At 71.0% G+C, this 20,497-nt stretch carries 19 protein-coding genes; 6 read left to right on the top strand and 13 right to left on the bottom strand.

Translation table 11 applies throughout. From position 1 onward, the window contains the following. The 3 genes from ABZX11_RS19735 to ABZX11_RS19725 are packed head-to-tail and all read right to left on the bottom strand — an operon-like array spanning window position 1 to window position 2,224. Window positions 1-753, bottom strand: coding sequence for an SDR family oxidoreductase (locus ABZX11_RS19735; protein ID WP_176171809.1), 753 nt, complete (start codon window positions 751-753; stop codon window positions 1-3). Then, window positions 750-875, bottom strand: a complete 126-nt coding sequence (locus ABZX11_RS19730; protein WP_303246965.1) for a hypothetical protein — start codon at window positions 873-875, stop codon at window positions 750-752. Before ABZX11_RS19730 ends, ABZX11_RS19735 begins: the two co-directional genes overlap by 4 nt. After that, window positions 875-2,224, bottom strand: coding sequence for an OFA family MFS transporter (locus ABZX11_RS19725; protein WP_354914722.1), 1,350 nt, complete (start codon window positions 2,222-2,224; stop codon window positions 875-877). The genes ABZX11_RS19730 and ABZX11_RS19725 overlap by 1 nt, the downstream gene beginning before the upstream one ends. Window positions 2,225-2,328: 104 nt before the next feature. Between ABZX11_RS19725 and fdhD the strand changes: the two genes are divergently transcribed. Further along, window positions 2,329-3,153 (top strand): formate dehydrogenase accessory sulfurtransferase FdhD, encoded by an 825-nt coding sequence (fdhD, locus tag ABZX11_RS19720; RefSeq protein ID WP_354914720.1) that lies wholly within the window; start codon window positions 2,329-2,331, stop codon window positions 3,151-3,153. Here fdhD and ABZX11_RS19715 read toward each other — a convergent pair. Continuing rightward, window positions 3,150-4,589 carry a carotenoid oxygenase family protein gene (locus ABZX11_RS19715; protein WP_176171812.1) on the bottom strand — a complete coding sequence of 480 codons (1,440 nt, stop codon included), beginning with the start codon at window positions 4,587-4,589 and terminating at the stop codon, window positions 3,150-3,152. The two genes, fdhD and ABZX11_RS19715, sit on opposite strands and share 4 nt — an antisense overlap. Before the next feature lie 71 nt (window positions 4,590-4,660). On the opposite strand from ABZX11_RS19715, the gene ABZX11_RS19710 reads away from it, so the two are divergent. Both ABZX11_RS19710 and ABZX11_RS19705 read left to right on the top strand, forming a co-directional pair. After that, a complete protein-coding gene (locus tag ABZX11_RS19710; protein WP_176171813.1) occupies window positions 4,661-5,368 on the top strand; it encodes a TetR/AcrR family transcriptional regulator in 708 nt (235 codons plus the stop codon). Between the two features lie 79 nt (window positions 5,369-5,447). Next, the gene (locus ABZX11_RS19705; protein ID WP_354914717.1) at window positions 5,448-6,401 is read left to right on the top strand and encodes an alpha/beta hydrolase-fold protein; all 954 of its coding nucleotides are present in this window, start codon (window positions 5,448-5,450) and stop codon (window positions 6,399-6,401) included. Window positions 6,402-6,563: 162 nt separating this feature from the next. Here ABZX11_RS19705 and ABZX11_RS19700 read toward each other — a convergent pair whose 3' ends face one another. From ABZX11_RS19700 to ABZX11_RS19670, 7 genes are all read right to left on the bottom strand, one after another. Then, entirely contained in the window at window positions 6,564-7,484 is a 921-nt protein-coding gene (locus ABZX11_RS19700) for a sensor histidine kinase (protein ID WP_354914715.1), read from the bottom strand. Window positions 7,485-7,537: 53 nt separating this feature from the next. Then, window positions 7,538-7,945, bottom strand: a complete 408-nt coding sequence (locus ABZX11_RS19695) for a hypothetical protein (protein WP_176171816.1) — start codon at window positions 7,943-7,945, stop codon at window positions 7,538-7,540. 52 nt (window positions 7,946-7,997) lie between these two features. Further along, the gene (gene clpX, locus ABZX11_RS19690; protein ID WP_004562779.1) at window positions 7,998-9,293 is read right to left on the bottom strand and encodes an ATP-dependent Clp protease ATP-binding subunit ClpX; all 1,296 of its coding nucleotides are present in this window, start codon (window positions 9,291-9,293) and stop codon (window positions 7,998-8,000) included. Between the two features lie 229 nt (window positions 9,294-9,522). After that, window positions 9,523-10,176, bottom strand: a complete 654-nt coding sequence (locus ABZX11_RS19685) for an ATP-dependent Clp protease proteolytic subunit (RefSeq protein WP_091316263.1) — start codon at window positions 10,174-10,176, stop codon at window positions 9,523-9,525. Between the two features lie 24 nt (window positions 10,177-10,200). Beyond that, window positions 10,201-10,806, bottom strand: a complete 606-nt coding sequence (locus tag ABZX11_RS19680) for an ATP-dependent Clp protease proteolytic subunit (RefSeq protein WP_091320319.1) — start codon at window positions 10,804-10,806, stop codon at window positions 10,201-10,203. Window positions 10,807-10,946: 140 nt separating this feature from the next. Then, window positions 10,947-12,326, bottom strand: coding sequence for a trigger factor (gene tig, locus ABZX11_RS19675; protein WP_176171817.1), 1,380 nt, complete (start codon window positions 12,324-12,326; stop codon window positions 10,947-10,949). A 128-nt stretch (window positions 12,327-12,454) separates the two neighbouring features. Beyond that, entirely contained in the window at window positions 12,455-13,045 is a 591-nt protein-coding gene (locus ABZX11_RS19670; protein ID WP_354914712.1) for a TetR family transcriptional regulator, read from the bottom strand. Window positions 13,046-13,183: 138 nt separating this feature from the next. Between ABZX11_RS19670 and ABZX11_RS19665 the strand changes: the two genes are divergently transcribed. Then, entirely contained in the window at window positions 13,184-15,286 is a 2,103-nt protein-coding gene (locus ABZX11_RS19665; RefSeq protein ID WP_354914710.1) for a fatty acid desaturase, read from the top strand. 20 nt (window positions 15,287-15,306) lie between these two features. Here the strand turns inward: ABZX11_RS19665 and ABZX11_RS19660 are convergent, their stop codons facing one another. Further along, entirely contained in the window at window positions 15,307-15,828 is a 522-nt protein-coding gene (locus tag ABZX11_RS19660; protein WP_354914708.1) for a hypothetical protein, read from the bottom strand. 198 nt (window positions 15,829-16,026) lie between these two features. Between ABZX11_RS19660 and ABZX11_RS19655 the strand changes: the two genes are divergently transcribed. Further along, window positions 16,027-17,562: an ATP-binding protein gene (locus tag ABZX11_RS19655; RefSeq protein WP_354914706.1), complete on the top strand. Its 1,536-nt coding sequence runs from the start codon at window positions 16,027-16,029 to the stop codon at window positions 17,560-17,562. Window positions 17,563-17,567: 5 nt separating this feature from the next. Further along, window positions 17,568-19,403 carry a glycosyltransferase family 39 protein gene (locus ABZX11_RS19650; protein ID WP_354914704.1) on the top strand — a complete coding sequence of 612 codons (1,836 nt, stop codon included), beginning with the start codon at window positions 17,568-17,570 and terminating at the stop codon, window positions 19,401-19,403. Between the two features lie 10 nt (window positions 19,404-19,413). Here the strand turns inward: ABZX11_RS19650 and ABZX11_RS19645 are convergent, their stop codons facing one another. Continuing rightward, window positions 19,414-20,487, bottom strand: a complete 1,074-nt coding sequence (locus ABZX11_RS19645) for a hypothetical protein (RefSeq protein WP_354914702.1) — start codon at window positions 20,485-20,487, stop codon at window positions 19,414-19,416. Window positions 20,488-20,497: the final 10 nt, after the last annotated feature.

The following is a 20,497-nucleotide window of genomic DNA, read 5'->3' as shown; positions in this document are numbered from 1 at the left end:
TCACAGCCGCAGGTGTGAGGCTCCGTTGAGGTCGAGGATCGTCCCGGACGCCCAGGTCGCCTCCGCGGAGGCCAGGTACACGACGGCCGCGGCGACCTCTTCGGGGGTGCCGACCCGCCCGAACGGGCTCTGCGCGCGCAGCGCGTCGTCGATCCGGCCGGCGACGCGCTCGGTGGCGGTGAAGCCGGGCGCCACCGACGTCACAGCGATGCCGTGGGGCGCGAGGGAGACGGCGAGCGACTGGCCGAGCGCGTGCAGCGCGGCTTTGCTGGCGCCGTACGCGGGGTGGTCGGGCTCGCCCTTGAACGCCCCGCGCGACCCGATGTTGACGATCCGCCCCGGCGCGCCGCGGGCGATGAGGTGCCGGGCGACGCAGTAGCTGAGGTTGGCCGCGCCGAAGAGGTTGACGTCGACGGTGCGCCGCCAGATCCGCTGCCAGTCCGCGTAGGACACCGCGCCGACCGGGTGCGCGGTCTCGGCCGTGGTCGCGACGGCGGCGTTGTTGACCAGCACGTCGACCCCGCCGAGCCCGGCTTCGGCCGCGTCGGCGAGCTGCCGGGCCGCCTCGGGGTCGGCGAGGTCGCCGCCGATCAGCACGTGCCCCTCGCCGGCCAGCCGCGAGAGCGTTTCCCCGGCGTCCGCGGCGCGGTGCCCGTAGTGGACGGCCACCCGGTCGCCCCGCGCCGCGAACGCCGTGGCCACCGCGCGCCCGATACCGCGGGACGCGCCGGTGACGAGCACTCCCCTGCTCACCCGAACAGCTGGACCAGCTTCAGGAACAGCTGGTACACCCCGTACCCGAACGGGAGCACCACCCAGGCCCACGCCAGCACGATCAGCGGCAGCCGGTTCGGCTTCGTCGACGGTTCGCTCATCACGCCTCACTCCCGACGGCCTCGCGGACCGGCTCGTGGTACTTCTCCTTGACCGGCCGCACCAGCTCGTTGGCCACGAAGCCGACCACGAGCAGGCCGATCATGATGTAGAACGACAGCTCGTAGAGCGCCGGGCCCGACTTGCCCGCCGCCTTTTCGCTGTCGGCGATGCGGTTGACGATCAGCGGGCCGAGCACGCCGGCCACCGACCACGCGGTGAGCAGCCTGCCGTGGATCGCACCGACCTGGTAGGTGCCGAAGAGGTCCTTCAGGTACGCCGGGACCGTCGCGAAACCGCCGCCGTAGAACGACAGGATCACCATGGCGCACAGGATGAACACGAGCTTCGACGAGTTCTCCGTCAGCGCGATCACCAGGTACAGCACCGCGCCGACGCCGAGGTAGGTGCGGTAGATGTTCTTGCGCCCCACCAGGTCCGAAGTGGACGACCAGACGAACCGGCCGAGCATGTTGCACAGCGACAGCAGGGCGACGAACCCCGCCGCCGCGGCCGTGCCGACCGGGGTGGACGTGTTCTTGAAGAAGTCGACGATCATCGGGGACGCCTTCTCCAGGATCCCGATGCCCGCGGTGACGTTGAAGCACAGGACGACCCACAGGCACCAGAACTGCGGCGTCTTGATCGCGTTGGCGGCCGAGACGTTCGCGGTGCTGATCATCGCCTTGCCGTGGTCGGTCTTCGGCTCCCAGCCCGTCGGCTTCCAGTCGTCGGCAGGCACCCGCACGAGCAGCCAGCCCATCGACATGAACACCGCGTAGACGAGACCGTGGACCAGGAACGCCGTCGCGATGGTGCTCGTCGTCGGCGCGGTGCCGAGCATCGAGGACGACCACGGCGAGGCGATCAGCGCGCCGCCGCCGAAGCCCATGATCGCGATGCCGGTGGCCATGCCCGGCCGGTCGGGGAACCACTTGATCAGCGTCGACACCGGCGAGATGTAGCCGATGCCGAGCCCGATCCCGCCGATCCCGCCGTAGCCGGCGACGACCAGCCAGAACTGCCCGGTCGCCACGCCGAGCGCGGCGACGAGGAACCCGCTGGCGAAGCAGCACATCGACACGAACATCGCCCAGCGCGGGCCGTTCTTCTCGACGAGGGTCCCGCCGAACGCGGCGGACAGGCCCAGCATGACGATGCCGAGCTGGAACGGCAGCGAGCTCTGCGTGCCGTTCAGGTGCATGGTCTTCTCGAGCGGCGTCTTGAAGACGCTCCACGCGTAGGCCTGCCCGATCGACAGGTGTACCGAAAGGGCCGCCGGCGGCACCAGCCAGCGCGTCCAGCTGGGAGGTGCCACGATCCGGGAACGGTCCAGGAAGCCGAGAGCCATCGGAACCCTCTCCTAGAGTGGGGATGATGGTGGGAATGTATTACTAAATACCCGGTGTTGCACTATGCGAGTGTCAAACTTTCGGGCAGCGAAAGGTGTGGAGGATGGGCAGGGTGACCGTGCGCAGGCCGGTCCGGCGGATCTCCGCGACCGGGGACCGGCGCCGCCCGGACGCGCTGGCGGCCGAAGAGCCCCTGGAGCTGCGGGTCGGCGGCCGGGCGCTGGCGGTCACGATGCGCACCCCCGGCCACGACGTCGAGCTGGCCCACGGCTTCCTGCTGTCGGAAGGCGTGATCGGCGGCCGGGCGGACGTGGCGGTCGCCCGCTACTGTGACGGCGTCGACGACCAGGGCCGCAACACCTACAACGTGCTGGACATCGCGCTGGCCGACGGCGTCCCGCCGCCGGACACCGGGGTCGAGCGCAACTTCTACACGACGTCCTCGTGCGGCGTCTGCGGCAAGGCGGCGCTCGACGCGGTGAAGCTGCGCACCCGCTTCTCCCCCGCCTCGGCGGCGTTCGCGGTGAAGAGCGAGACGCTGTCCGCCCTGCCGGACGCGCTGCGGGCGAGCCAGAAGGTGTTCGCCAGCACCGGCGGCCTCCACGCGGCCGCGCTGTTCACCCCCGACGGTTCGCTCGCCGTCGTCCGCGAAGACGTCGGCCGGCACAACGCGGTGGACAAGGTGCTGGGCTGGGCGGTGCTCGAAGGCCGCATCCCGGCGCCGGGCTACGGGCTGCTGGTGTCCGGGCGGGCGTCGTTCGAGCTGGTCCAGAAGGCCGCGATGGCGGGCATCGGGCTGCTGGCCGCGGTGTCGGCCCCGTCGTCGCTGGCGGTGGAGCTGGCGGAGGAGAACGGGATGACCCTGATCGGCTTCCTCCGCGGCGACTCGATGAACCTCTACACCGGCGACCACCGCGTCCTGACCTAGCCGACCGGCACCCAGTTGCCGTGGAAGCCGTTCGGGACGCGGTCGGGCAGGTGGATCGCCGCCACCGTCTCGAGGGTCTCCGCGTCCAGGATCGTCAGGTCGCTTCGCCGGGTCGCCGGGTCGAACACGAACCCCAGCACCACCCCGTCGTCCTCGGCCGCCTCCTCGTGGCGGGGGACGAACACGAACTCGCCCGGCTGGCGGCCCGCTCCGAACGCGCGCTCGGCGCGGGCGCCGGTCTCGAAGTCGTGCTTGAACAGCGAGCCGCCGGGCTCCGCGCCGCCGTCGGCCGACATCGCGTAGCCGTAGCGGTGGCGGCGGCCGACCAGGCGCTCGTCCACGCGGGGGAACTCCTGGCCGCGGTCGTCGAGGCGCTCCTCCAGGACTTTGCCCGCCACCAGGTCGACCGTCCAGCGGTCCAGCGTCGGGCCGCCCTCGTCCGGGCCGTGCAGCTGCGTGTCGAACATCTTCGGGTGGCGGACCACGTCCAGCACCACGCTGTCGCCGTCGTCGTAGGCGTTGAGCGGGTGGAAGACGTAGCACGGCTCGACGTCGAACCAGCGGACGTCCTTGCTGCCGCCCTCGCGCGGCATCACGCCGATCCGCGCCGGGTACTTCGGGTTCCAACGGTAGGGCAGGCCGCCGTTCGCGCCGAGCTTGCCCGCCATCATCGCGGTCACCGGGTCCGGCACCCGGACCTTGCCGACCATGGCCGACACCACCAGCTTCGCCGGCGTGCGCAGCGCGCTCGGCACGCTGGCCGCGACCGCCATCTCGGCGTTGAACGTCACCGGCAGGTCGTAGAAGACGACGTGGTTTTCCGTCAGCGAGAAGTCGTGCATCATCGGGGACCCGGTGACCTCGACGTCGACCGTGCGGCGGGCGCGGCCGTGCACGTCGATCACCGAGTACTGGACCTTGTTCCCCATGCCGAAGAAGTACGAGACGGCGTGCAGCTCCCCGGTGCGCGGGTCGCGCTTGGGGTGGGCGGTGTAGCCGCCGGGCAGGGTGCCGTCGAAGTCGCAGCGGCCGACGGTCTCGAGCTCGTCGGTCAGCTCGTAGATCGGCGCGCCCGCCTCGACCAGGGCGAGGGTCTTGCCCGCGTGGCCGATGACGTTGGTGTTGGCGCCGAGCGCGTCGAGCCCGCAGAACCGGCTCGCGTCCTCGCCGTTCAGCGTGGCCGCGACGGCGGGGTTGCGGACCCACCGGTTGCGGTACCACTCGGCCTTGCCGTCGCGCAGGCGCACGCCGTGGACCATGCCGTCGCCCATGAACCAGTGGTAGGCCGCGGGGTCCACTTCGGACAGCGGGTTGGGGCCGTTGCGCAGGTAGCGGCCGTCGAGGAACTCCGGGATCGCCCCCGTGACGGCCAGCTCGGTGATCGTGTGCTCCCGGCTGACCGGGGCGAAGTTGCCTTCGAGGAACTTGTTGCCCATGTGACCCCTCCACGGCTTCTATAACGCAGTTATAAATACAGGTATAACAGGGTTATGGGACACTGGCAAGCATGAGCCCGAAACCGCGCGCTTCCGACGTCAAGGCCCGGCTCGTCGAGGCCGCCATCCGCCTGCTCGACGAGAGCGGTCCCGAGGCCCTGCAGGCCCGCAAGCTCGCGGCCGAGGTCGGCGTCTCGACGATGGCCGTCTACACGCACTTCGGCGGCATGGCGGCCCTGGTCGACGAGGTGGCGCGAGCGGGCTTCCGCAGGCTGAGCGCGTGGCTGGCCGGCGTCGGCGAGACCGACGACCCGGTGGCGGACATCTTCGGACTGGCCCGCACCTACCGGCAGGCGGTCGCCGAGCAGCCGCAGTTGTTCGCGGTGACGTTCGGCCAGTCCGCACCCGGCGGCAAGCGGGCGACGCTGTCCGACCTGACCACCGCGGAAGGCCGCGAAGCCGCTCAGGAGGGGCTGGAGGCGTTCACCCACATCGTCCGGGCGACCGGACGGGCCATCGCGGCCGGCCGGTTCCGCCCCGCGGACGAGTACCAGGCCGCCGCCCAGCTCTGGAGTGCGCTGCACGGATTCGTCACACTGGAGGCGTCGGGGCACTTCGGCCCCGGTGAACAGGGCATAGACCACATTTTGATCCCCCTCGGGATCACCATGGCGGTGGGTCTCGGGGACACTGTGGAGCGGGCCGGGCGCTCGGCCGAAGCGGCGAAGGCGGCTTGGCGAGCGAGAACCGGAAACGCCGGGCAGGGTGGTAACGATTGACCCGGTGAACAGGGGCGAGAGGGAACGCGGAGCGGGTGCGCGGCGTCTCTGATTACGGGGGCAGGGGGATGGAGACAGGGTGAACGAGCAAAACGAGGACGCGGAGCCGGCCGGAGCGGTCGCCGAGGCCGTCCAGGGCGCCCGGCGGTGGCTGAGCCGCCGGTCGGTGCTGATCGCGGGCGCGTCCGGGCTGGCCGTGACCGGGCTGGCCGTCGGCACCGCGACCGGCAAGCTGCCGTTCAGCCCGGCCATGCAGCGCACGCTCGGCGTGACGTCGTCGAACCCGACCACCCAGCTGGGCAGCACGCGCGTCGAACGCGTCTACTCCGCCGCCCGCGGCCGGATGGTCGACCTGGTGTTCATCCTGCCGTCGAAGACCCCGCCGAAGGGGCTGCCGATGTCGCTGATGCTGCACGGTCTGCACGGCAACGCCCGCAGCGCGGCCCCCACCGGCACGCTCAAGCAACTCGCCAGCGACGTCGCCCGCAAGGCGGTCCCGGCGTTCGGCCTCGTGGCCGTCGACGGCGGCGACAACTACTGGCACGAGGTCCACCCGGGCGACGACCCGATGGCCATGCTGCTGGAGGAGGTCCCGCAGTGGCTGCGGGCCCGCGGCTTCGCCGGCCCGACCGGCCAGCCGTTCGCCGCCACCGGCGTGTCGATGGGCGGGTTCGGCGCGCTGCTGTACACGCGCCGCCGGGTCGAGCGGCGCCAGCCGCCCGCCGCCGTCGCGACGCTGGCCCCGGCGCTGATCACGTCGTGGCCGGAGATGGCCAAGCGCCACATCTTCACCGGCATCCAGGACTGGACCGCGCTCGACCCGCTGCGGCACATCGACGAGACCCAGGGCGTGGCCAACGGCATCTGGTGCGGCACGGAGGACTCGTTCATCACCGGCGTCCGCCGCTACATCGAGGCGGCCCACCCGGCGGTCGCGCACACCGCCCACGGCAAGCACGGCGACTCGTTCAACCGCACGGTGGTGCCCAGCCTGATCAGCTTCCTCGGCAAGCACGTCCCCCGCGCCGACTGACCCGCACCCAGCCGGCCGGACCGCGTACCCGGACGGTCGGGCTGCGTACCCGGGCGGTCGGGCTGCGTACCCGGACGGTCGGACCGCCGTCCGACCCTCCAGGCACGCCAGGCGACCCTCCGGGCACGCCGGCCGACCCTCTGGGTACGTGAGACGAGCGGGTCAGCGGGCGAAGTGGATGCGGGTGGTCGTGCGGCCCGGGACCCAGTACGTGCGGACCAGGTCGGCCAGGCGGTTGACCAGCAGGAGGCCCCGGCCGCCGAGCGTCGTCGCCGGAGGCGGGATGCGGCCGGCCAGGGGGTTGGCGATCGTGCCCGCGTCGCTCACCTCGCCGATCACCTCCGCCGCGTCCGCCCACAGCCGCAGGACGCCAGTCCCGCCGCCGTAGAGGACGCTGTTCGTCGCCAGCTCGGCGATGGCCAGCGCGAAGTCGTCGCGGCGGGGGCGGCGCAGGCCGTGGCGGGCGGCCCAGATCTCGGCGAAGCCGCGCAACGACGCCAGCTGCCGGAGGTCGAACTCGCGCTCCACCGCACCCGGCGGGGGCTCGAGCGGCCGGGTGAAGTCCGCGCGGACGCCGTCGGGGTCGAAACGCGGGCTGATGAACGGCCCGGCCAGGCCCCACAGCTCCGGGTGGGTGCGCTCGGCGTCGGCCAGCACCGGCGACGGCAGCTCGCCGACGTCGTAGGGGCACAGGATCCCCAGGTCACGCCCGGCGAACGCAGTGTTGATCAGGGCCTCGTGCACCACGCACGCCGGGTACTCCGCGTCCGTGCGGCCGGCCCAGATCGGCTCGCCCACGAGCCGCACCGGGCCGTCGTGCTCGGCGGCGAAGGCGTGCAGCACCGACGGCAGGATCGCACCGGGGTTGCGGCCCGCCCGCTGCATGTCGATCAGCCGGACCTCGTTCGCCCGGTCTTCCAGCGCCTTCTCGATCAGCAGCAGGTTGCGGCCGGGAACGGCCACCGCCACGGGCTCACCCCGGTCGAGGCCTTCGAGCAGGAACGGAACGACGCCATCGAGGTATTCGGCGTCACCGCGATAGAAGAGTGCCGGATGCCGGAAGGGTCTGAGGGCATCTACCACGGCTTCGGCGTACCCAGCCGCCGGCGCCGTCAAACCCTACGAACGTCGGCGGTTCACTCCACCCAGCGGCCCACGACGGCGATCAGCCAGAAGCCGACCGTCGTGGCCACGGCGAACAGCAGCACCCAGTTGAACAGCTGACGCCGCTCGGTGACCCCGCGGGCCTGCCGCAGCCCGTAGGCCGCGACGACGAACAACGGCACCGGAATCAGCGGCAACGGCGACAGCCGGGACACCACGGCGACCACGCACGTCCCGGTGAACACGGCCAGCACGCCCAGCAGCACGCGGTGCAGCCACGGGTACCGGTCGGCGACGGACGCGATCACGCGCTCGCTCAGCTCTCGGAACCCGAGGACCGGCGCGGCCGGGGTCCCGACGGGCTCCGGGGCCGGCGGCGCCGGCGCTTGCACGCCGCCGCCAGGAGCGGCCCCGGAACCCGGGAAGGAGTCAGCAGTCATTCAGCTTTCCTGTCGGGTCTCCGGGCCGGGCGGCCCGGAGACGCCCGGCGGGTCAGGCCGACTTCTCGCCGCGCTCGCTGCGCGCGCGCCGCGTCGGCTGCCGGGCGACGATCGTCGGGTTCACGTTCTCCCGGACGGTCTGCTCGGTGATGACGACCTTCGCCACGTCGTCGCGGCTCGGGATGTCGTACATCACCGGCTGGAGCACTTCTTCCATGATGGCACGCAGCCCGCGGGCGCCGGTGCCGCGCAGGACCGCCTGGTCGGCGATGGCCTCGAGCGCGGTCTTGGTGAACTCGAGCTCGACGTTGTCCATCTCGAAGAGCTTCTTGTACTGCTTCACCAGTGCGTTGCGCGGCTGGGTCAGGATGTTGACCAGCGAATCCTTGTCCAGGTGGTTCACCGTCGCCACGACCGGGAGCCGGCCGATGAACTCCGGGATCAGCCCGAACTTGATCAGGTCCTCCGGCATGGTGTCGGAGAAGACGTCGCTCTCCTCGATCTCGGACTTGGTGCGGATCTCCGCGCCGAAGCCGAGGCCGCGCTTGCCGACCCGCTCGTTGATGATCTTCTCCAGCCCGGCGAACGCGCCGGCCACGATGAACAGCACGTTCGTCGTGTCGATCTGGATGAACTCCTGGTGCGGGTGCTTGCGGCCGCCCTGCGGCGGCACCGAGGCCGTGGTGCCCTCGAGGATCTTCAGCAGCGCCTGCTGGACACCCTCGCCGGAGACGTCACGGGTGATCGACGGGTTCTCGCTCTTGCGGGCGATCTTGTCGACCTCGTCGATGTAGATGATCCCGGTCTCGGCCCGCTTGACGTCGTAGTCCGCCGCCTGGATGAGCTTGAGGAGGATGTTCTCGACGTCCTCGCCGACGTAACCCGCTTCGGTCAGCGCCGTGGCGTCCGCGATGGCGAACGGCACGTTCAGCAGCTTCGCGAGCGTCTGCGCCAGGTAGGTCTTGCCGCACCCGGTGGGGCCGAGCATCAGGATGTTGGACTTGGCGAGCTCGACCGACTCCTCCTTGGAGTCCTTCGGCCCGGCCTTGTCGTCCGCCTGGATGCGCTTGTAGTGGTTGTAGACCGCTACCGCGAGCGTCCGCTTGGCGTCTTCCTGCCCGATGATGTACTGCTCGAGGAACTCGTGGATGTCGGCGGGCTTGGGCAGCTCGTCGAGCTTGACGTCGCCGGCCTCGGCCAGCTCCTCCTCGATGATCTCATTGCAGAGGTCGATGCACTCATCGCAGATGTAGACCCCGGGGCCGGCAATGAGCTTCTTCACCTGCTTCTGGCTCTTCCCGCAGAAAGAACACTTCAGCAGGTCTCCGCCGTCACCGATCCGTGCCATGGCCGTTGACCTCGTCCCCTCCGGCGCGGGTTTCCGCGCCTGACGTGTGTTGCGACGGTGCGACCCCCCGGTGCGGTGACCGGGTGCGAGCCTCACGCATTGCCACTGACGGTACCCGTCCGATGCCGTGAGCGGGAACACCCGCGAGCGCCGGGAGCACGTCAGAGGACGACCCTAAACCAGGATGCCGGTGTGTGTCGTCTTCTCGACACACACCGGCCTGGCGGATCTACAGAGCCGACGCCTTACGGTACGGCAGCACCTCGTCGATGATGCCGTACGCCTTGGCCTCTTCGGCCGTCAGGATCTTGTCGCGCTCGATGTCGGTCCGGATCTGGTCCGGGTCCTTGTTCGTGTGCTTGGCCAGGATGACCTCCATCTGGCGCCGCACCCGCTGGATCTCGTTGGCCTGGATCTCCAGGTCGGAGACCTGGCCGTAGGTGCCCTCGGTGGCCGGCTGGTGGATCAGCACGCGGGAGTTCGGCAGCGCGTAGCGCTTGCCGGGCGTGCCGGCCGACAGCAGCACCGCGGCGGCCGAAGCGGCCTGGCCGAGGCAGTACGTCTGGATGTCCGGACGAACGAACTGCATCGTGTCGTAGATCGCCATCAGCGAGGTGAACGAGCCACCCGGCGAGTTGATGTAGACCAGGATATCGCGGTCCGGGTCCTCGTGCTCGAGGTGCAGCAGCTGGGCCATCACGTCGTTGGCCGACGCGTCGTCCACCTGCACGCCGAGGAAGATGACCCGCTCTTCGTAGAGCTTGTTGTACGGGTTCGACTCTTTGACGCCGTAGCTGGTCCGCTCCACGTACGACGGCAGGATGTACCGCGACTGGGGGATGCTCGGGCCCTGGAAGTCACCCGGGAGCCGGAAGTTGCTCATCGAAAGTCTCCTTGGTGCTTCGGCTCAGCGAGAGCCCGGACGGGCGATGTCGGCGGTGAGGACGTGGTCGACGAACCCGTAGTCCTTCGCCTCCTGCGCGGTGAACCAGCGGTCCCGGTCGCCGTCCTTGATGATCTGCTCGACCGTCTGCCCGGTCTGGTCCGCGGTGATCCGGGCCAGCTCCTGCTTCCACTTGTTGAACAGGTCCGCCTGGATCGCGATGTCCGACGCCGTGCCGCCGACACCGGCCGACGGCTGGTGCATCAGGATGCGCGCGTGCGGCAGCGCGTAGCGCTTGCCCGGCGTGCCCGAGGAGAGCAGGAACTGCCCCATCGAGGCCGCCATGCCCATCGCGTAGGTCGCGACGTCCGGGCGGATCAGCTGCATGGTGTCGTAGATGGCGAACCCGGCGGTGACCGAGCCACCCGGCGAGTTGATGTAGAAGCGGATGTCGGACTCGGCGTCGTCCGCGTCGAGCAGCAACAGCTGCGCGGTGATCCGGTTGGCGACCTCGTCGTTGACCTCGGAACCGAGGACGACGATGCGCTCCTGGAGCAACCGCTCGAACACCGAGTCGGTGAGGTTGAGCCCTGCGGTGCCGGTCCGCGCCTCGGGCGTGTGCTGCGTCACGTCTGCCTGCCTTTTCGCGCCGGCGGTGGCCCCGTCCTGACGGCCACCGCTGTCGTTTCAGATGCTTGAGATCTTGTATCCGACCCTAACGAACTCGGGCGGTGCAGAATGCCTGACACCGCCCAAGTTCGCTCACAGCTTCACTCCGCCGGAGTCTTCGCCGTCTCTTCGGTGACCTGCGTCTCCTCGGTTGCCGGCTCGTCGGAGCCGAACAGCTCCGAGAGGTCGACCTCGGCACCGGAGCCGTCGGTCACGGTGGTCTTGCGGACCACCGAGGCGAGGGCCTTGCCGCGGCGCACGTCGGCGTAGATCGCGGTCAGCTGGCCGGACTGCTGGGCGCGCTGGACGTACTCGTCCGGGCTGATCCCGAAGCGCTGGGCCTGGTAGATGATCCGCTCGGTGAGCTCGCCGTCGTTGACGGAGACCTCTTCCTTGTCGGCGATGGTGTCCAGCAGCAGCTGCGTGCGGACGGCCTTCTCCGACTCGGTGCGGGTCTCGGCGTCGAACTCTTCGAGGGTGCGGCCTTCGGCCTCGAGGGCCTTCGCGAACTGGGCCTCGTCGTGGTCGAACGGGTGGATCGCGTCGTGCTTGCGGTTCTCGATCTCGGCGTCGAGGACCTTCTCCGGGATCGGCACCTCGGTGCGCTCCAGGAGCTCGTCGAGCACCTTGTCGCGGGCCTGGACGCCCTGCTGCATCTTCTTGACGCGGCCGAGCCGCTCGCGCAGGTCGTTCTTCAGCTCGTCGATCGTGTCGAACTCGCTGGCCATCTGGGCGAACTCGTCGTCGGCCTCGGGCAGCTCGCGGGTCTTGACCGACTGAACGGTCACGGTCACCTCGGCGTCCTTGCCGGCGTGCTCACCGGCGACGAGCTGGGTGGTGAACGTCTTGGTCTCGCCCGCGGTCGCGCCGATGATCGCCTCGTCGATGCCGTCGACGAGCTGGCCGGAGCCGATCTCGTAGGACAGCCCCGAGGTGCTCGCCTCCTCGACGGCCTCGCCGTCGACGGTCGCGGACAGGTCGATCGAGACGAAGTCGCCGGTCTCGGCCGGGCGCTCGACGCCGGTCAGGGTGCCGAACCGGGCGCGCAGCTCGTCGAGCTGCTCGTCGACCTCCGCGTCGGTCAGCTCGACGTCGTCGACGGTGACCGCGAAGCCGTCCAGGTCGGGCAGCTCGATCTCCGGGCGCACGTCGACCTCGGCGGTGAACTCGAGGACGTCGCGGTCCTCGAGCTTGGTCACGTCGAACTCGGGGTTGCCGAGCGTGCGGACCTCGTTCTCGCGAACGGCCTCGATGTACTTGGCCGGGATGGCCTCGTTGACGACCTCGTCGAGCACCGGGCCGCGCCCGATCCGGCTTTCCAGGACGCGAGCGGGCGCCTTGCCGGGCCGGAAGCCCGGGATGCGCACCTGCTGGGCGATCTTGCGGTAGGCGCGGTCGAAGTTCGGCTTGAGCTCGTCGAACGGCACCTCGACATTGATCTTGACTCGCGTCGGGCTGAGCTGCTCGACGGTGCTCTTCAAGGTCTTCTCCTCGAGCGGTAACGATTGTGGTGGACAATCCTGCGGAAATGGCCCCGGTCGAGTGCAGACCGGGACGTCCGAGTCTAGGCCAGTGGCCTCCGCCACCGGGCCGGGGGCCACCCGCGAGGTCAGGCGCCCAGCATCCGGCCGATCACCCAGCGCATCTGGCCGGTCGCGTGCGCCACCGACCCGCTGGGCTGCACCAGGTGGGAGAGCAGCAGCCGGACGAAGGCTTCGACCGCGACCGCCCACTCCGAGAGGCTCAGCCCGACCTCCGGGTAGCACCGCGCGAACAGGGCGGCCACGGTGTCGACCGAGCGCTCCAGCACGCCCTCGGGCCGGGTGGTGAGCAGGGGGAGGAAGTCGTCGCCGCCGGCCTTCGGGCACCCGAGGGCGAGCAGCATCAGCGGGTTGGCCTTGGCGGCTTCGAGGGTGTGGCCGAACGCGGCGGTGACGCCGTCGACCGGACGGCCGGGGTGGGCGGCGACGACCTCGGTCAGGCGCACGGCGAAGCACTCGGTTTCCCGCAGCACCAGTGCCTCGGCCAGCTCGGCCTTCGAGCCGAGTTCGTTGTAGACGGTCTGCCTGCTGACGCCGACGTGCGCGGCCAGCTTGCCCATCGTCACCGCGGCCCAGCCGTCGGCGGCGATCACTCCGGCGGCCGCGTCCAGCAGCCGGTCCCGGGTGCGCACCGGGGCGGGGTGGGTGACGGCCTTCACACGGGCAGCTTACCCACCGCTTGCGTTCGGCTGGCCGAGACCTTTTTTCGAAGCTTGGCACGACGTTTACAAACCCCGGCGCGTTGTCTACGGTGACTCCCGCCTCGCCAGGAGCTTCTCGACCGAGGAGACCGCTCGATGCCCGTCGTCGATACCTCGCCGCGCGGCTCCCGGACGTCCGCATCCCCGCCGGCGGCCGCGGTGCCCGCCCGGCGCCCGGTGCCTTCGCCCCGCATCCCGCTGCCCCGGCTTTCGGTGCCGACGCTGCTGTTGTTCACCGGCGGGGCCGCGTTGTGGGGCACGGCGACCTGGCTGCTGCTGGCCGGGATCGCGCCACCGGTGTACACCGTGCCGCTGCACGCGATCGTCACCTTCACGATGTTCACCGTGGTGCACGAATCCGCCCACCACGCCGCAGGGAAGCTGACATGGGTCAACGAGGTGCTCGGCCGGCTGGCGATGCCGTTCGTCGCGGCGTACGCCTCGTTCCCGCTGCTCCGGTTCATCCACAGTGAACACCACCGGAACACGAACGCGGATTCCCGCACCGATCCCGACGCCTGGACGTCGCAGGGAGCCTGGTGGTCGCTGCCGTTCCGCTGGCTCACCATCGACTTCTGGTACGCCCGCTTCTACACCGCCCGCGTGCGCACCCGGCCGGCCGCGGAGCGGGCGGAGACGATCGTGCTGCTGTCGCTGGCGTCCGTCGCGGCCGCGGCGTTGATCGCCTGCGGCCACGGCCGGGAGCTGCTGCTGGGGTACCTGCTGCCGCAGCGGATCGGGCTGGCCGTGCTGGCGTGGTGGTTCGACTGGCTGCCCCACCACGGCCTCCCCGCCGCGAAGCCGCGCGACAAGTTCGGCACCACGCGGGTGCGGGTGGGGCTCGAGTGGCTGATGACGCCGATGATGCTGTTCCAGAACTACCACCTGGTGCACCACCTCCACCCGGCCGTGCCGTTCTACCGCTACCTGCGGGCCTGGCGGGACAACCGGGACGCTTACCTGGCGCGCGACGTCCCGATCATCACGGCGTGGGGCCGCGAGCTGACGCCGGCGGAGTACCGCGCGTGGCGGCGGCTGGCCGACGACCTCGGCGACCACGAGCCCGGCCCGGAACCGCCGCCGGTGGGGCCGAGCCGGTTCCACCGGCTGCGGGTGCGCGAGGTCCGGCCGCTGACCGCCGACGCGGTCGCGATCACCTTCGACGTCCCGCCGCACCTGGCCGCGGAGTTCCGGTTCTCGCCCGGCCAGCACGTGGCGGTCCGCGCGGTGGTCGACGGGCAGCCCGTGCGGCGGACGTACTCGATCTGCGCCCCGGCGGGGTCGGGCGAGCTGCGGATCGCGGTGAAGCGGCGTCCCGGCGGGGCGTTCTCCGGGTACGCGACCACGACGCTGGCCGCGGGTGACTTCCTCGACGTCCTGCCGCCGTCCGGCGCGTTCACGCTCACACCGGACCCGGCACGGGCCGCCCACTACGTCGCGCTGGCCGCGGGCAGCGGCATCACGCCGGTGCTGTCCATCCTGGTCAGCACGCTCAGCGCGGAGCCGCACAGCCGGGCGACGCTGCTGTACGTCAACACGTCCGGCGCGACGACGTTGTTCGCGGCGGAGCTGAGCGCGCTGGCGGACGGCTTCGGCGGCCGGCTGCACGTCGTCCACTACCGCACCGACGAGCGCGACCCGGACCTGCACGCGCACCGGCCCCGCCAGTTCGACACGGTCGGCGAGGCGCTGGCGATCTCACACGAGCGCTACCAGCGCGGGCGGCTCGACGGGACGCGCCTGCGCGCGCTGCTGCAGAACCGGCTGCACCCGGCGAAGGTCGACGAGTGGTTCCTGTGCGGGCCACGCGGCCTGACGGAGCTGGCCCGCCGCACCCTGGCCGACGCGGACGTCCCGGAGGAGAACGTCCACTTCGAGCTGTTCCGCGGCGCGGCACCCCTGCGCGACCCGGCGGGCATCCCGGCCAGGGTGGCCGTGACGCTGGGCGGAACGACGACGTGCGTGACGGCCGAAGCCGGCGAGACGGTCCTGGACGCGGCGCTGCGGGCCGGGTACGAGGTGCCGTACTCGTGCACGGGTGGCGCGTGCGGGACGTGCCGGGCCACGCTGCGGCACGGCCAGGTGGACATGGACGTCCGTTACGCGCTGACGGAGGACGACGTGGCGGCGGGCCGGATCCTGACCTGCCGCTCCCGCGCGACGACCCCGGAGGTCGCGGTCGACTACGACCGCCCCTGACCTCCGGAGCCGCCGCGGTCTCAGCCGGTGCGGGCCGGGGCGCCCTGGCCGCCCGCGTCGCCGTCCGTCACCGACGTCGCCGTGGCCGTCGAGCCGGACTCCGTGGCCACCACCGTGACCGTGTCGCCCGTCGCGAGGCCCGTTGCCTGGTCCGACGTGATCGTGTACGTCTTCGAAAAGCCGTCGTCGCTCTTCGCGGTCAGGGAGGTCGCGCTCAGCTCCGTCACTTCGCCCGTCTGCACGATCTTCATGACGTAGCCGCCGTTGCCGTCGGAAGCCACGTACTCGCCGTGCAGCGCGGAACCCAGCCCGCCGCCCGGCAGGCCGCCGGGGCCGCCCATCATGCCGCCCGGCCCGGCCTGCGTGTCGGTGGCCGCCGACGAGGACGCGGCCCAGACCGCCGCTCCCCCGCCGGCCACGATCGCCGCCGCGACGGCGCCCGCCGCGATCTTCCGGCCCGGCGACCAGGGCTGCTTGGCGGCCGGCGCGGGCGTCGCGCCCCACGTCTGGTCCGGTGTGGACGGTGCCTGCGGTGTGGTCATGCTGCTGCTCCTCAACGTGGTCGTTCGGTGGGATCCACGGTGGAGCCGCTCGCTGTGCACCGACTGTGCCCGCCGTCAGCCGTTCCTGTGACCGGTTCGCGCCGGGGAACCGGACATCCGGCCACGGGCCGGTCACCCCACAGCCGCTTCACAGGCAGCGCACAACCCGCACACACCGCGCGGACGGACGCTGGTGCCATGGCCGCGCGAACCGTCCCGCCACGTCCCCGCCGGGGACGGCTCTCGCTGCGCGCGAAACTGACCGGCTCGATGGTCGTGCTGCTCACCGTGGTGTGCCTGATCGTCGGTGTGGTCAGCGAGTTCGCGCTCGATCTGTTCCTCACCCGCCAGATCGACCAGCAGCTCTCGGCCGCGGCGAACCGCTCGCTCGTCTTCGCGAGCAACGCCCGGCTGCCGGGCCTCGGGCCGCCCCCGCAGGACCAGGGCCAGCACCCGCTCGGGCAGAACGTCGGCACGGTCAGCGGCACCTTCTCCAGGCGGGAGCTCGTCCACGACGACAGCATTTCCGAGCACGGCGGCCGGCTGTACCTGACCGCGGACCAGCAGGCCCTGATGCTCTCGGTGCCCGCCGACGGCAAGCCGCACACCCTTTCCTTCGCCGACCTCGGCGAGTACCGCCTGATGGCGCTGCCGGTCGCCGGGACGTCCGACGTCGTGGTGACCGGCCTGCCGATGAAGCCGGTGACCGACACGCTGCTCACCGTCGGGCTGATCCTGTTCGGCGTGGCCGCGGCGGGCGTGCTCGGCGCGGCGTTCCTCGGGGCCTTCGCGGTCCGCCGCACGCTGCGCCCCCTCGACCGCGTCGCGGCGACCGCCGGGCGCGTCACCGAGCTGCCGCTGGACCGCGGCCAGGTGGCGCTGTCGATCCGCGTCCCGGAGGGCGACACCGACCCGCGCACCGAGGTCGGCCAGGTCGGCTCGGCGCTGAACCTGATGCTCGGCCACGTCGCCCAGGCCCTCGAAGCGCGGCACGACAGCGAGATCCGGGTCCGGCAGTTCGTCGCGGACGCCAGCCACGAGCTGCGGACGCCGCTGGCCGCGATCCGCGGGTACGCCGAGCTGGCCGCCCGCGGCAGCGCGCTGGTGCCGCCGGACGTCGCCCATTCGATGGACCGCATCCAGTCCGAGGCCGTCCGGATGTCGGCGCTGGTCGAGGACCTGCTGCTGCTCGCCCGGCTCGACGCGGGCCGGCCACTGGACGTCCGCGACGTCGACCTCACCCGCCTGGTCGCCGACGCCGTCGGCGACGCGCAGGTCGCCGGGCGGCGGCACCGGTGGCTGCTGGAGCTGCCACCGGACCCGGTGCTCGTGTTCGGCGACGTCCAGCGCCTGCACCAGGTGCTGGCGAACCTGCTGGCCAACGCGCGCACGCACACCCCGCCGGGCACGACGGTGGTGACGGCGCTGACCCGCTCGGCGGACGGCAGCGCCGTGCTCACGGTGACCGACGACGGCCCCGGGATCCCGCCGGACCTGCTGCCGGACGTCTTCGAGCGGTTCGCCCGCGGCGACTCGTCTCGCTCGCGCCAGGCCGGCAGCACCGGGCTGGGGATGGCGATCGCGTCCGCGGTCGTCGTCGCCCACCACGGCACGATCGAGGTGCACAGCAGGCCCGGGCGGACGGAGTTCGCGGTGCGGCTCCCCGTGGCCGTGCCCGCACAGCGCGTGCACAGCATCGGCACAAGGCAGCCCCAGCTCGGCACCGGAAGCTGAGCGTCATGACCGCTCTCGCCTCCCGCGAAACCGCTGTGCCTGCTTCGGCACCCGCTCGCCCTTCGTGGCACCGCCCGGCCTTGGCCGCACTCCTGGTCGGAACCGCCGTGCTCTACCTGTGGGGTCTCGGCGCCTCGGGCTGGGCCAACGCGTTCTACTCGGCGGCGGCCCAGGCGGGGTCCCAGAGCTGGAAGGCGCTGTTCTTCGGCTCCAGCGACGCGGCCAACGCGATCACCGTCGACAAGACCCCGGCCGCGCTGTGGGTGATGGGCCTGTCGGCGCGGCTGTTCGGCGTCAACGCGTGGAGCATCCTGGTGCCGCAGGCGCTGATGGGCGTGGGCTCGGTGTGGCTCCTGTACGCGACGGTCCGCAGGTCGTCGGGCCCGGCGGCCGGACTGGTCGCGGGCCTGGTGCTGGCCCTGACCCCGGCCGCGGCGCTGATGTTCCGGTTCAACAACCCGGACGCGCTGCTCGTGCTGCTGCTGGTGGCGGGGGCGTACTGCGTGGTGCGCGCGTGCGAGAAGGCGAGCCCGCGCTGGCTCGCACTGGCCGGCGTCGCGGTCGGGTTCGCTTTCCTGGCGAAGATGCTGCAGGCGTTCCTGGTGCTGCCGGCGTTCGGCCTGGTGTACCTGCTCGCGGCGCCGACGTCACTGGGCAAGCGGCTGCTGCACCTGCTCGGCGCGGTGGCCGCGGTGCTGGTGTCGGCCGGGTGGTACCTGGTGGTGGTCGCGCTCTGGCCGGTGGACTCGCGCCCGTACATCGGCGGTTCGCAGACGAACTCCCTGTGGGAGCTGGCGTTCGGCTACAACGGTTTCGGCCGCATCACGGGCGACGAGGTGGGCAGCGTCGGCGGCGGCGCAGGCCGAGGCTGGGGGTCGACGGGCCTGACTCGCCTGTTCGGCAGCGAGATGGCGGGCGGCATCGCCTGGCTCCTGCCGGCGGCACTGCTGGCGCTGGGGGCGGGGCTGTGGTTCACCCGCCGAGCCCCGCGGACGGACACATCCCGCGCGGCGCTCCTCCTGTGGGGAGGCTGGCTGCTGGTGACGGCGCTGGTGTTCAGCTACATGGGCGGCATCATCCACCCGTACTACACGGTGGCGTTGGCCCCGGCCGTGGCCGCGCTGGTGGGCACGGCGGCGGTCCAGCTGTGGCGCCTGCGCGCCCACCCGGCGGCATCGGGTTTCCTGAGCGGCGGCGTGGCGCTGACGGCGTTGACTTCTTACCTACTACTGGGGTCGTCCTGGCTCGCCCCGGCAGTCTTGGTGGGTGGCCTCCTGGCGGCGGTGGCCCTGTTCTTCGCCCCGCACTTGACCCGCACCGCGGCTTCGTTCGTGGCGGCGTTGTCTTTGGTGGTTCTGCTCCTGGGCACCGGCGCGTACACGCTGGCCACGGCGGCGACGACGCACAGTGGAGCAATCCCGTCGGCGGGGCCGTCCTCCGGATTCGGCCGCTTCGGTGGCCGTGGGGGCGGCCCGGGGTCACTGCTGTCGACGACGATGCCGGGCGCTTCGCTGACGGCGTTGCTCCAGCAGGACGCATCGCATTACACCTGGACGGCGGCGACGGTGCTGTCCAATGCGGCGGCGGGTTACCAGCTGGCGAGTGGAGCCCCGGTGATGGCGGTGGGTGGGTTCAACGGCACGGACCCGTATCCGACGCTGGCGCAGTTCCAGCAGTACGTGGCTAGTGGCCGGATCCATTACTTCCTGGGTGAAGGCATGACGATGCGGGGTTCGAGCGGTTCGGACGCGGCTCAGCAGATCGCGGAGTGGGTGGCCGACCACTATGAGGCGTCCACTGTGGACGGTGTAACGGTGTACAACCTGACTGCGACCTCGTGATCCGAGAGCATCAGCGGAAGAACGGACGCCGCACTGCACCGCGCATCATGCGACCGGACATCCCCGGCTGCGCCGAGTGGGCGATTCCGAGCGTGGCGAGCGCGCCTTCGATTCCACTGGCTGCGCGGTGACCACGCCGGAGATCCCGCAGATGGGCGCGCCAGAGCAGGCAATCCGACTGCCAGTGGTGGAGGTAGCGCACGCAGAGCTCCGGCGTGATCAGCCGGCTCCGGCCGATCGCCGCCTTGAGCGCGGCGCTCACCCGCGCGCGCTGCTCCGGCTTGTTCACAGAACCCGCCGCGCGCGCGATGATCGCGCTGATGAGCCGCCGGCGGTCCCGCAGGAACTCAGCCCAGTACGCCCCGTTGGCGTCCTCCAAACCGCGGCCGATGTCCAGCAACGCGAAAATTCCCTCAGCCAGGATGTCGCCCAGTTCTTCACTGCGAGCGCGACGAGGATCGCAGTACGGGTCGTAGGCAGCCTGGATCGCGGCGCCGGTGACAGCCACGGAACGCCGCCTCAGTCCGTCGATCAGGAAGAACCAGTCCTCGTTGTAGATGTTCGGGAAGAACGAGGAGAACGCGGCTTCGCCGACGACCAGCGCGCCCCCACCGATGAACACGTCCTGATCTTCGCCGGTGTCGCGCAGCGCGTGGCATACCACCGAATTGTCGGGCATCCCGGCGTTCGCCAAGCCGACGATCGGCAAGCCATCGGCCGCGGGCACATTCGAAGGTTGCGACAGAACGATGTCGTCATCCAGGAACATGATCCGTTTCCAGCCGCAGAGAACTGCGATCAGCAAACCGAGGTTGCGCTTGAGACTGGTGTCGACCAGTCGATGAAAAGGACTGGAACGGAGGAGTCCGTCCGAGGCGAACTTGGGTACGACGCTGTCCGGAACCCGGCGGACGTCGATCGCCTTTGTCCGGACTCCCGCACGTTCCGCAGCCAACGCGGCGTCCGACGCGCTGCTCCGCAAACTGCACATCAAGACAAGCCAAGCGTCGTGTTCCTTCGCCACATCAATCGCATGCTGCAGACAAGACACCGGACGCCCGCTGGGCACGATGATCGCATCCACTCGTCCTGGT

This window comes from Amycolatopsis sp. NPDC004169 (genome assembly GCF_040610315.1).
Classification (GTDB): domain Bacteria; phylum Actinomycetota; class Actinomycetes; order Mycobacteriales; family Pseudonocardiaceae; genus Amycolatopsis.
This window is presented reverse-complemented; position numbering and strand designations above follow the sequence as displayed.